We start from the raw sequence: 12,033 nt of genomic DNA on the forward strand, positions 1-12,033 counted from the left end.
GATTCCCGGCGCCCCGCGCGTCTTGGTTCCCCGGCCGTGGTCTGCCGGGGCACGCTTCACGAGCGGCAGGCCATGGGCTCTGTCGTGCTTACTGACTTCGGCTCCAAGGTGAACCTTCGCGACGTGTCTGATGGTCCGGTGTGGTGGCTGTGTCCGTGGTGTGTGCGGTATGCGGATGGGAGTGGGCTGACTGCTGCGTGTCGTTGGCGCCGGGACGGTGCGGAGGCATGCGGCTGCGCTGTTCATCCGTCGCACTCCGACAGCTGGGCTGTTGCGACGACCACGCGAACCCAAGCGCGTCCCGGGGCTGTTTCATCGTCCGGCGGTCGGTCCTGTGGAGAGCGCGGCGATCTTCTTCTGCCGGGTCAGGCTGCGGTGGGCCTTCGGCGCCGTGCGCCGTACGCCACGCCGGCACCGGCCGCGAGGGCCGCGCCGCCGGCTCTCCGAGCACTGGTTCTCCGCTCTCCTCGGCCAGTGGATGATCACCAATCAGGTGACCGCTGACGCAGTCACCGACGCGCTGATCATGATGGCGATCGCCATGCTGATCACCCGCACTCTGAGACTGGCCGCACGCGCTTCCGCGGTGCGCCGCCGCCCACTGACCTCGGCCCGGCCGCTGGCTGAGGCTCTGCTGCTCGGGGCCGGCGAACCGGACCGATCTCGAACACGCAATGCCCCTGCTTTCCGAGCCCTTCGCTAAATTCCGGCCCCGGACCGCCGGGATTTTTCACCCTTGATACTGTTCGACTTTTCGGCTTGACGGGCGACGGCGAAATCACGATTCCGCAGTGTTTGCAGACGATGCGCTTCCGGCAGGTCAGGAATGGTCAGGAGGCGGTCACACGCTTCGAGGGAGCCCTGAAAATCCCCTGCCCAGTAAGAAACGATGGAATATTCGAAGAGTAGCCCCCACTTGTAGACCCATGGGTGAGTGAAGAGAATGTCGTCGGGCTCCGCGCGATTGATCCCCGCACACGCGAAGGCATGCCCGGCATGGTAGTTTCCACGCTTCCTCAGCCGTGAGACCAATTCGAAGCATGCTTCAAGGCGCTGCGGCCGCTGCTCCCATGCCCGCGAGAGGGTATCCATGGCTCCCGGCCAGTCACCGGACTCATCCTTGAGGATTCCTGCCTGCAGGAGTGAGTAATAGATCTCCTCTCCCCAGCCACCCATCTCCGCACGGCGTTCGTAGAGGGCGATCGCCTCTTCGGTGCGACCCATGTCACGCATGGTCTGGGCCAGGTAGAAGGCGCTGCGCGCGTTTGTGGGATCACGCTCGAGCTCCGCGCTCAGCAGGGCCATGTCCCGTTCGAACTTGTCGTGCCGGGAACCGCCGTCGGCGAAGTGCTCGATCACGAGGGCGTCGAGGTTCTCCTGTTCGTGCTCCTCGTCGGCAGTGAGGTACTCATGAGTCACTCCTTCGTAGCGCCAATGCAGATCGCCGCGAACGAGACGTTTGATCCGGTAGGCGAGACTGCCGGCGTGCGGGATCATGTAGGACGCACAGGACAGCGAAGGCAATGGCCCTTCCTGTCGAATTGTCATGTCGGCGTCCATCAGGAGCAGGTAGTCGGCTTTCCCGCGGGCACGTTCGATGTTGAGTGTGCGATTGACCCCAAAGTTCACCCAGGGGTCTTCGTGCAGCTCGCCGGGGACGCCATCGAAGGCTTTTCGAATCAGATCCTGGGTGCCATCCGTTGAGCCTGTGTCGGAGATGACCCAGGTGTCGACGATGTCGCGTACCGAGGCGATGCACCGCTCGATTACGGCCGATTCGTTCTTTACGATCATGCAGAGGCAGATGGTCGGCTTCACTGTTCTGGCCCTACCTTCGAGTTTCCAGTCAAGCATGACGACAAAGGTCTGAATCACGCGGGAGGGGGTCGCCGTAATGACTTTAGACACTTCGACTCAAGGACTGTCGGCGCAACGCCGATTCTTGCTATGAGCGAGCCGGGCCGGGTGGCGCGACGCGGGCGGGCTGGTGCCGATAGACCGGCTGCCACCCTCGCCTCGCGGATGGATGCACCCAAGTAGGTGTATGGCCGGTCACGTCGAAGCCAGGCCGGGAGACGCCTTGGACATGAAACGGCCGACGGCTCGGGCGGAGCGGCAATATCACGGAAGGTGCGCGATTCGTCGCACATGGTAATGATGTGCATGTCGCCCCTGCCGGGGTGGCGTGACTATTCGACTTCGCGAAATCAGGAGAACGCATGAGTCCTGACTCCAGGACAAGGTCCTCACTCGGTCCGCTCCCACTTCCCAGGCGGAGCACCTGGATTGCGGGCAGCAGCCTTGCATCCCTCGCTCTCGTGCTCACGGGCATGGCCACCCCGGCTCTCGCGATGGGGCACACGAAGACGGTCGCCAACATAGCCCCTGCCGCCAACCCGGCTGGCGGCGATTGTGGATACGACCACTGTGAAAACGGCACCACAGGACCTACCGGACCCACAGGACCCACGGGGCCCGCAGGGCCGACGGGTGCGACCGGCGCGACGGGTGCGACTGGTCCTGCCGGTGTCGACGGTGCGACGGGTGCGACGGGTGCGACGGGTGCGACGGGTGCGACGGGTGCGACCGGTGCGACCGGTGCGACCGGTGCGACCGGTGCTGCCGGTGTCGACGGCGCCACGGGCGCTACCGGTCCGACGGGTGCGACCGGTCCGACGGGAGCTACCGGTCCGACGGGAGCTACCGGTGCTGCCGGTGTCGACGGCGCCACGGGTGCGACCGGTCCGACGGGTGCGACCGGTCCGACGGGTGCGACGGGTGCGACGGGTGCGACCGGTGCTGCCGGTGTCGACGGCGCCACGGGCGCTACCGGTCCGACTGGTCCGACTGGTCCGACCGGTCCGACGGGTGCGACGGGTGCGACGGGTGCGACCGGTGCTGCCGGTGTCGACGGCGCCACGGGCGCTACCGGTCCTACCGGTCCTACTGGTCCTACCGGCGCCACGGGCGCTACCGGTCCCACTGGCCCCACCGGACCGGTGGACGCGACGATCGTCTCCCAGGACTTCAACGTCCTGATTGGAGTCAACGCGTCCTACAACTCCCCGGCATGTCCGGCCGGCACCACTCCCATCTCTGGAGGACTGTCTGCCGTTGGCCTCGCCACCGCCCTCGGGCAGAGCTTCCCGAACGGAGACCACTGGACCGTGACCGCGACGGCGGGCGCCCTCACCACCATTACGGTCTACGCGGTCTGCAGCTGACCCACGCCGCACGACCGCTGTTCACGCATACGAGTCCCCGCCGGTCTCCCGGCGGGGACTCGTATGCGCGCTGAGGTTCCCCCTTGGCTCGGTGGCGGAAGAGGTGCCCTCGACACTCCGTTCGGGGCGAGTGATTGCGCCGAGCGGGTCGGTGAGCCGCCGCCCTCCGGGCACACCGCAGCGCGCAACGGGCCGCCCCACGTTCCCTGCCGAGCCCAGGACCCACGCGAAGTCCTCGGGCGTGGCTTCGCTGAGGCGAGCGCGCCAGGTGATGCCGGCACAGTTGGCCGGACCGTGTACGGCCCCGTGGGTGGCGCGCAGATCGGCGGCCAGTGCCGCCCAGCCTTGGGCAGCGGTGACGTCGAGAAGCCGGCAGTCGGGCTGGGGCGCCGCGTCGGCGGCGATGACACGGGCGCCCTCGCGAGCGAGTGCTGCGGCATGGGCTGTGTCTTGCCCGCGGGCGGCTTCGGTGATCACGACGACCTTTCCACGCAGGCGGACTACGGCCTCTCCTGTCCTGGGTGGCTTCTGTCAGGTGCGCGTGCGCGTGCGCGTGCTTGTGCGGGGCCGCGGCCCTGCGGGGCTGATGTCCTGCACGGGTCGGCCGGGGACGACGGGGTTGGTGCCGGTGCCCCCGGGCTCCAGCGGTGCCGGATCCGGCTTGCCACGCAGAGCCCAGAGCTGGGTCGGCCAGCCGCCGTTGCCGCAGGTGCCGGAGCCCAGGAGGGCGCTGCGTCTGACCCAAGTGCCGCGGGAGGCGTAGGCGGTCATCTCCTCGAACGGTCCAACCCATGTTGGACAGCAGGTCTTTGCCGACTACCTCGCCCTTGCCCTCTGCGGTCAGGGCCAGCCACAGGAGGCCGTCGATGTCGCGGAAGTGCTTCAGTTCGTAGGCCGTGACCAGGTGCGGGCCCAGGGTCGTGGCGGTGTCGTTGCCCTTGCACGGGCCCAGACCGTGTGCTCGGCTACCGGCTGGTCTGGGACAGGCTGACCGCCGGCCTGTCGGGGATGCGGGTCGCCCCGTACACCCGCGGCGGCCACCGCCTACAAGGGCACCGTCACCGACGGCTCCGCCCCGCTCCGCCCCGCTCCGCCCCGCGGGCGGGAGCCCGGCCCCTGCCGGATCTACATCAACCCAGGCGGGCAGGATGCGCCCGCGGAACCGCAGGTGCTTCTGGCGTTGCGAGGCAGTTGCGGGGGCGATGGCCGGGTGCGCGAGGGGTGGGGGCGATCCGGTCAGTGTGTGGAAGGCCGAGCGTCGGGCGTGCGCGATCAAGACCCGTGCGAGGGCCCTGTCGAGGAGGCGGCGCGGGTGGCAGGGGCGGCGTTCCCGCCGCGTCCGATGTGCGCCACGTCTCATCCGCGGGCTGTTACACCGGACGGGCAGCTGGTGTCTCCATGCCGAGTCCACAACACGAGGAGACATGATGAACGGGAACGTCGAGGTGGTCGTCGTCGGCGGAGGGTACGGGGGCGTGACGGCGGCCAACAGCCTCGCTCGGCGCGATGGCGTGTCGGTGAGCCTGGTCAATCCGCGTCCCCACTTCGTCGAGCGGATCCGCCTGCACCAGCGCGTGACCGGCTCCGATGACGCGGTCGAGGGTTTCGGGAGGGTCATGGGCGGGAACGTCCGGCTGGTGGTCGACACCGCGACCCGGATCGACGCCGCCGAGCGCCAGGTGTCGCTGGCGGGCGGTGGCACGGTCTCCTACGACTACCTCGTCTACGCGGTGGGCAGCGGCGCCTGCGATCCCGGCGTGCCCGGAGCGGCGGAGTTCGCTCATCGGATGTCGGACCTCGAGGGAGTGGAACGGCTGCGGTCGGCGCTGGCCGCGACGCCCGTGTCGGCTCCGGTGACCGTGGTCGGGGCCGGCCCGACCGGCTTGGAGACCGCGGCCGAGCTGGCGGAAGCGGGTCGCAAGGTCACCCTGGTCTGCGGCGACGTGCTCGGCCCCTCCCTGCATGCCCGGGTCCGCCGCCCGGTCGCCCGCCGGCTCGCCGAGCTGGGTGTGACCGTTCTCGAAGGTCCCCGCGCGCGGGTGACGGAAGTGACACAAGAGGGCGTACGGCTCGGCGACGGCCGCGAGCTGCTCAGCACGGTGACGATCTGGACCGCGGGATTCCGTGTCCCGGACCTGGCCGCCCGCAGCGGGCTGCGCACCGACGCCGCCGGCCGTCTGGTCATCGACACGACGCTGACCTGCGTTGACGACGTGCGCATCGTCGCTGCCGGGGACGCGGGGGTGATGCCCGACCATCCGTTCCGGATGAGCTGCCAGGCGGCCGTGCAACTGGGCCCCGCGGCCGCCGACACGATCCTGCGCCGGATCGCGGGGAAGACACCCGCTCCCGTCCGGATGTTCTTCGCCGGGCAGTGCCTCAGCCTCGGCCGGAAGGAGGGTGTCACCCAGTTCTCGTACCCGAACGACAGGGTGAACGCGCTCCACATCAGTGGGCGGACCGGTGCCGGCGTCAAGGAGATCGCCTGCCGGTTCACCCTCGACAAGTTGGTGTCCGGGGCACGCAAGGCCAGTTCCCGCGCATCCCGAGTCGACAGCACCGACCGCCCGGATTCGCCTCGGTCGGATCACCGCACGACGCCGTCCGGCACCCGACCCGTGGCCTAGCCGCCAAGTCCCCTTCGTGGGCCGGGACCGACCAGTCCCGCCCACGAAGGACCGAGGCGGAGCGGGAAGTACCCAGCGCCGCGACCTCGTATGCCAGGGCCGGGCGCCACGAGGCCGTTCCCGTCTTCGGACCGGGTACATGTTCCATGGCCTGCTTCCGGTAGCTGAGACGGACCGCGAGAGAGTGAAGCGCACGAGATGAACGACCCCGCGACCGAAACCTTCGTCGCCCACCGCAACCTGCTGTTCACCGTCGCCTACGAGATGCTCGGGTCGGCGGCGGACGCCGAGGACGTCCTCCAGGAGGCCTGGCTGCGGTGGGTCAAGGCCGACCTGGCGCAGGTGCGGGACCAGCGCGCCTACCTGGTACGGATCACGACCCGGCAATCGCTCAACCGGCTACGCACCCTCAATCGGCGCAAGGAGGCCTACGTCGGACCCTGGTTGCCCGAGCCTCTGCTCACCGCGCCGGACGTGGCCGAGGACGTCGAACTGTCCGAGAACCTGTCGCTGGCACTCATGTTCATCCTCGAAACCCTCTCACCGACCGAGCGCGCCGTCTTCGTGCTGCGCGAGGTATTCGACTTCGGCTACGACGACATCGCGGCCGCGATCGACAAGAGTCCCGCCGCCGCACGCCAGATCTCCTACCGCGCCCGCCGGCACGTCGACGCCCGCCGACCGCGCACGCCGGTTTCCCCGGAAGAAGCTCGGGCAGCGTTGGACTCGTTCCAGTCCGCGCTCGAGACCGGGGACCTGCAGGGACTGCTCGACGTACTCGCCCCGGACGTTGTGTTCGTCAGCGACGGCGGCGGCCTCAGGCTGGCGGCCCTGCGGCCGGTCGTCGGCGCCGACAAGGTGCTCCGTTACATGGCCGGCAGTGTCGAAAAGGCCGGCGGTACCTTCACCAGTGAGCCCACGACGGTCAACGGCAACCCCGGACTCATCCTGCGCGTGGACGGCGTGATCGACGGCGTGCTGGCCTTCCGCGTGGAGAACGCCCGCGTCACCGGCCTGTACTACGTCCGCAACCCCGAAAAGCTCACCCGCGTCGAGTCCGAAACCCCCCTCACCTCCCGCTGACCGTCCCCCGACACGGCCGACCGAGGTGCGCGGTAGCGCAGGCGGCACGGAACAAGCCGGTGACGGCCGCCGAGAATCGAGCGAACCGGCCGATCAGCCGGGAACGCGCGGCGAACGAGCACGGCTTCTTCGGCCTGAAGGACTGGCGCGTACTCACCAAGACCGCTCTCGCCCGGATCGTCAAGACCGGTCGAGCCGTGAGTTTCACGGCCGTCGCCCGTGAGGCAGGAGTGAGTGCCGACTTCCTCTACAGACACTCCCAGCTCCGCAGCATGATCGAACGCCATCGCTCGAAGCACGGCCAGGTTCCGGGTGTGCGCCAAGCCGACACCGGAGCGCCGTCGTCGACCACGGCGGCCGTGCTCGCGCTGAGCGCACGCCTTTCACAACAGCAGTAGGCTCACCCGAGAGGAGATCAGCCAGCTCCGGAAGGCCCTGGCGGCGGCCCATGGGGAGAATCTGGAGCTCCGGCGCGGTCTTGCCGTGTTCGACGCAGACCGACAGCAACAAGGCAGCCCGGTCGTGCACTATTGTCGCCTCGACCTTTCATCCCAGATGAGAAGACGTACTGGTGAACGCCAGGATCGCCCGGATCCAAACCAAACTTGCCGCGCTGCCGGTATCGGAGAAGGCCGTACTTGGCCCCCGGCTCACCGAAGCACGGCTCTCGGTTTTCGAGGACAGCCACGGCGTCCGACTGCCTGTGGAATTCCGCCAGTTCCTCACCCGGATCGGCCACGGCGGATACGGTCCCACCTACGGGCTGCTGCCAATGGAGCAGTGGGTCAGCCGACAGACCGGCATGGGACGGCCCGCCGAGCCGTTCCCGGTCATCCCCGACCGGGACATTCCCCAAGGCCCCGCTGACCAAGGTGAGTTCGCAGGTTCTTTCCCCGGCACGATCGCGGTTGTCTACCGGGGTTGCAGCGACTTCACGTTGCTTGTCGTAACAGGCCCCGGGCGCGGGCGCTTGGTCGAGGTCAACGGCGAGGGATTCTTCGCTCCCCGCTTCCACACCGACTCCGATTTCCTGTCCTGGTACGAGCGGTGGCTCGACTTCGTCCTGACCGGACACCGGGACCTCACCCGATTCGCCGACCAGATGTCCGGCAACGAAACCCAGCTTGTGGCCACGCTCCTGGACGACGAACTCCCGACAAGGCGGCAAGCCGCCGCCTGCACGTTCATCACCCACCCGGACCCGAGCACCGACTTGCCCGGCGCACTGCTGCAGGCATTTTCCACCGAGACTCACCCAGCCGTCCGAGAAGCGATCCTGCGAGCCCTGGCGGCCCAGGGGGAGCACGGCCGAGACCTACTCGCCACGGCACTCACCGATTCCGTCCCAGGCATCCGCTTCCTCGCGGTCATCCTGATGACGACGCGCGCTCCGGAAGGCCGGCGGCTACCCGCCCAGCGACGCGAGGTCCTCAGCCGGCACCTGGCGAACGAGACGGACGACTCAGTGCGTGACTCCATTGAGAGAGCACTCGACCTGACGTGACGCTTTGCCCAGGTCTGCGATGGACGCGAGCGGCATACCGCTGACGCGTTGCAAGAACTGTAGGTCAAGCTGCCGAGGGCGCGTGGAGGGCGGCCTATGTGAAGTCGTCGTCGGAGGCGAGGGTGAGCAGATTGAGGGTTTCTATGTAGATCCATACGAGAGTGACGGTGAGGCCGAAGGCGGCCAGCCAGGATTCCTGGCGGGGTGCGCCGGCGGCGATGCCGTCCTCGATCTGCTTGAAGTGCAGGGCGAGAAAGCATGCTCCGAGGACGATGCCGATGAAGCCGAAGAGGATGCCGAGTGCTCCGGTGCGCAGGCCGAATCCGTCTCCGCCGGCGACGGCGGAGAAGACGAGGTTGGCGGCGGTCAGGATCAGAAAGCCCAGAGCGGCGGCTGTCACGAACCCGGAGAAGCGGCGGGTGACGCGGATCCAGCGCTTTTTGTAGGCGACCAGCACGGCGGCGAAGACGGCCATGGTTCCGGCGACTGCCTGGATGACAATGCCGGGGGAGAGCTGGCTGGACGTGGCGCTGGAGATGACGCCGAGGAAGACGCCCTCGAGCGCGGCGTAGCCGACGATCAGAGCCGGTAGCGGCTGGGCTTTGAAGGACTGTACGAATGCCAGGGCCAGGGCTGCGAGGCCGGCTGCGGTGGCGATGCCGTAGGAGGTGGAGATGTGTGCCGGGTCGACGGGAAGAAGCAGCCAAGACAGGACGGCGGCGAGGACGACCGCGCCGAGGGTGAGGGCGGTGCGGGCCACGACGTCGTCGATCGTCATCACGCCGGTGTCGGCCTGGGATGCGGCGGCGTCGTGGCGGTGGGGCTCCGGTGCAGGGCGGCCGGCTTGGGCCGGGTCCTGAGCAACCGGAGTGTCGTCGTGTGAGGGGGCGCGGTCCCGGTTCCGTTCCCACTGTCCGAGGACGGGGTTGGTGCTCCTCGGGGAGCGCTTTTCGAAGTAGGTCATGGCAGTTGCCTCTCGTGTGCGGTGGCCCTGGCAGGCGGCCGTGCCCCCTGCCGGCTGCTGCCCGAAGTACGCCTGCCTGGTGGCCGGTCAGGCCTGGCGGCGGTGCTTTCGGCGGGCGGCCGTTTGCGGTGGTGGGTGCACGAGAGCCCGCCGGGTGCGCGGTGTTCGGCATCCGTGGACCGCAGCGTGGATCGCCACGTGGCCGGCCCGGTGCGGGTGCCCGGTTGCCGGGAGCGGGGGCTTGCCGTGCCGCAGACCTAGAGGCCGCGTCGCGTTGAGGGGGCGGGTTCGGCGGGCGGCGCAGCGGTGCTGCGGCGGGTGTCCGTGGTGGGGGGGCGTCCTCAGACCGTGAAGAAACTGGCGGGTCCGTAGCCTCCCGTCACCGCTGTCTCGGTCCAGGACCAGATGGTCGACGAGCTCGGCCACGGGCCGGAAGTGATCGCGGCGTGAGGTGTCTGGCAGGAGCTGCCGGGCGCTGCGTGGATGCTGAACGGGTCGTCCTGGCCGCCCTGTTCGCGGGCAGCCGTAGTGCAGCGCATGCCTGTGGTCCTCTTTTTGCGTGGCGTCGTCTCGTACGGGGGGTGAGGCCTTGTCCGGGGAAAGGCGGGGCCGAGGGAGGCAGGCGGATTGCGTGGGTGCGGTGAGGATCCCCTGAGGTACAGCACAGGTCAGTGCCGCACCGCTGGTCTGCCCGGCTGGTGGCCGGCGCGGTGCGGGTGTCCTGCGAGGCGGCGTATGAGCGTGGTGGACAGCTGGTCTGCCGGCCGGCCGGTGGTGCTGCCGCGCGTTCGGGCAGGTGTCCGGCCGGGGTGCGGCTGTCGGGCTGGGTGGTCCACGGAGGGGCGGGCGTGGGTGCGGTGTGGCTCGAGGCGGCCGGGTGGCTGGGGGTTCAGTCACCCGGCCGCCGCGTCAGGCCGGCCGGTGCTCTAGCTGTGCCGGCCGGGCCGGTGAGCGCAGCGAGCGCAGGCGGGTGTGGTCCTGGCTGCCGTGCGGGCCGCGTTTAGCGCAGGGAGCGCAGACCGGTGCGGACCTCGTTCACGAGGGTCTCGGGCTGCTCCCAGGCGGCGAAGTGGCCGCCCTTGGGCAGGCGGTTGTAGTGGATCAGGTTGGGGTAGGCCTGCTGGGCCCAGCTCTTGGGGGCCTGGTAGAGCTCGTCGGGGAAGGCGCTGACGGCGACGGGGAGCTTGACATTGTTGACGCCGAAGAACGGGGTGGTGTTCTCGGCGTAGAGGCGGGCCGCGGAGACGCCCGTGTTCGTCAGCCAGAACAGGGTGATGTTGTCCAGGACGTCGTCGCGGGACAGGCCCTCGCTGACGCCGTCGAAGACGCGGGTGATGAGGGCGAGGCTGGCGGCGTCGTGGTCGAGCATGAAGGCGGCCAGGCCGACCGGGGAGTCCGCGAGCGCGGTCAGCGACTGCGGGCGCGAGCCCATCATGTAGGCGTAGTAGACGTGCCGGTAGACGAAGTCGAGCTGCTCGACCGCGGCCTGCTCCTCGTCGGACAGGGACAGACCCTCAGGCAGCGGGTTGCCCTTGGCGAGCGCGGCGTCGATGTCGGCTGGGATCACGCCGGGCATGTTGGTGTGGATGCCGACCAGGCCCTTGGGCTCCTGCGCGCCCATGAGATCGGTGACGATGGCGCCCCAGTCGCCGCCCTGGGCAGCGTACTTGGTGTAGCCCAGGCGGTTCATGAGCTCGCCCCAGGCGCGGGCGATCCGCTTCGGGTCCCAGCCCGTGGCGTCCGGCTTGCCGGAGAAGCCGTAGCCGGGCATCGACGGGATGATCACGTGGAAGGCGTCGGCGGCGTCACCGCCGTGGGCGGTGGGGTTGGTGAGCGGCTCGATGATCTTGAGCTGTTCGACGACCGAGCCCGGCCAGCCGTGCGTGACGATCAGCGGCAGCGCGTCCTCGTGCTTGGAGCGGACGTGGATGAAGTGGATGTCCAGCCCGTCGATCTCGGTGATGAACTGCGGGTAGGAGTTCAGCTTCGCTTCGACCTTGCGCCAGTCGTACTCCTCGGCCCAGTAGCGGGCGAGCTCCTGGATGGTGGCGAGCTGGGTGCCCTGCGACTGGTCGGCGACGGTCTCCTTCTCCGGGAAGCGCGTCGCCTCGATACGCGCACGCAGGTCGCTGAGATCCGCCTCGGAGAACTCGACAGTGAACGGGCGGATTTCGGGCGTGCTGGACACAGTGGTCTCCTTGTTGTCTGAATGCAGGCAGGCTGGGAAAGGTGTTCTCGCTGCCAGGGAAAAAGTTCTGCGAACGAGAAGAGGAATTGTTTCCGTTGCCGGATCCGGTTTTCCGGAGTTCCTGTTTCCCGGTGCCTTCTCATAATGAGGCGCCGAATGGATGCGGGGCATCAGGTGGATGACCTAGCTTCTGAAAAGGGGGCGCACGGTGGCGTAGGTAACCTGACACGGCCGTCTGCGGGGCAGGTGTCCCACGGCCCCTGTTATGTGACGCCCGGCCGTTCCCGCAGGCGGTGACAGGGGGGCGGGGGGATGGTACCCCCGCTGCGGTTTCCCCCTGACGGCCAGCGCGGCATGACCACCCTGACCGGGAGTGATGTGCCGGCCGCCTACCGGCCCGGACCGGGAGGCGGCCGGCGCCGTCGTGGGGATCAGCCGGTGTC

At 68.8% G+C, this 12,033-nt stretch carries 10 protein-coding genes and 1 pseudogene; 6 read left to right on the top strand and 5 right to left on the bottom strand.

Translation table 11 applies throughout. The features are described 5' to 3' along the window. Positions 1-478 precede the first annotated feature (478 nt). A complete protein-coding gene (locus ACFV0T_RS41645; RefSeq protein ID WP_385790684.1) occupies positions 479-703 on the top strand; it encodes a hypothetical protein in 225 nt (74 codons plus the stop codon). On the opposite strand, the gene ACFV0T_RS41650 is transcribed toward ACFV0T_RS41645, so the two are convergent. After that, positions 700-1,818: a glycosyltransferase gene (locus tag ACFV0T_RS41650; protein ID WP_385790686.1), complete on the bottom strand. Its 1,119-nt coding sequence runs from the start codon at positions 1,816-1,818 to the stop codon at positions 700-702. The two genes, ACFV0T_RS41645 and ACFV0T_RS41650, sit on opposite strands and share 4 nt — an antisense overlap. A 1,181-nt stretch (positions 1,819-2,999) precedes the next feature. Between ACFV0T_RS41650 and ACFV0T_RS41655 the strand changes: the two genes are divergently transcribed. Continuing rightward, a complete protein-coding gene (locus tag ACFV0T_RS41655; RefSeq protein WP_385790688.1) occupies positions 3,000-3,224 on the top strand; it encodes a hypothetical protein in 225 nt (74 codons plus the stop codon). 21 nt (positions 3,225-3,245) lie between these two features. Here ACFV0T_RS41655 and ACFV0T_RS41660 read toward each other — a convergent pair whose 3' ends face one another. Then, positions 3,246-3,701, bottom strand: a complete 456-nt coding sequence (locus ACFV0T_RS41660; RefSeq protein WP_385790690.1) for a hypothetical protein — start codon at positions 3,699-3,701, stop codon at positions 3,246-3,248. A 54-nt stretch (positions 3,702-3,755) separates the two neighbouring features. Then, positions 3,756-4,179, bottom strand: a pseudogene (locus tag ACFV0T_RS41665) (fumarylacetoacetate hydrolase family protein); the annotation flags it as partial. Positions 4,180-4,651: 472 nt separating this feature from the next. Here ACFV0T_RS41665 and ACFV0T_RS41670 point away from each other — a divergent pair. The 4 genes from ACFV0T_RS41670 (at position 4,652) to ACFV0T_RS41685 (ending at position 8,438) form a co-directional block, all read left to right on the top strand. Further along, positions 4,652-5,851 (top strand): NAD(P)/FAD-dependent oxidoreductase, encoded by a 1,200-nt coding sequence (locus ACFV0T_RS41670; protein WP_385790692.1) that lies wholly within the window; start codon positions 4,652-4,654, stop codon positions 5,849-5,851. Positions 5,852-6,049: 198 nt separating this feature from the next. Next, positions 6,050-6,934 (top strand): RNA polymerase sigma-70 factor, encoded by an 885-nt coding sequence (locus tag ACFV0T_RS41675; protein ID WP_385790693.1) that lies wholly within the window; start codon positions 6,050-6,052, stop codon positions 6,932-6,934. Between the two features lie 59 nt (positions 6,935-6,993). Further along, positions 6,994-7,332, top strand: a complete 339-nt coding sequence (locus tag ACFV0T_RS41680) for a DUF6262 family protein (protein WP_385790695.1) — start codon at positions 6,994-6,996, stop codon at positions 7,330-7,332. 173 nt (positions 7,333-7,505) lie between these two features. Beyond that, entirely contained in the window at positions 7,506-8,438 is a 933-nt protein-coding gene (locus tag ACFV0T_RS41685; RefSeq protein ID WP_385790697.1) for an SMI1/KNR4 family protein, read from the top strand. 94 nt (positions 8,439-8,532) lie between these two features. Here the strand turns inward: ACFV0T_RS41685 and ACFV0T_RS41690 are convergent, their stop codons facing one another. Both ACFV0T_RS41690 and ACFV0T_RS41695 read right to left on the bottom strand, forming a co-directional pair. Next, positions 8,533-9,402 (bottom strand): Bax inhibitor-1/YccA family protein, encoded by an 870-nt coding sequence (locus ACFV0T_RS41690; RefSeq protein ID WP_385790699.1) that lies wholly within the window; start codon positions 9,400-9,402, stop codon positions 8,533-8,535. A 1,000-nt stretch (positions 9,403-10,402) separates the two neighbouring features. After that, positions 10,403-11,590 carry an epoxide hydrolase family protein gene (locus tag ACFV0T_RS41695; RefSeq protein ID WP_385790701.1) on the bottom strand — a complete coding sequence of 396 codons (1,188 nt, stop codon included), beginning with the start codon at positions 11,588-11,590 and terminating at the stop codon, positions 10,403-10,405. Positions 11,591-12,033 lie beyond the last annotated feature (443 nt).

The sequence above is a fragment of the Streptomyces sp. NPDC059582 genome (assembly GCF_042735715.1).
Classification (GTDB): Bacteria; Actinomycetota; Actinomycetes; order Streptomycetales; family Streptomycetaceae; genus Streptomyces.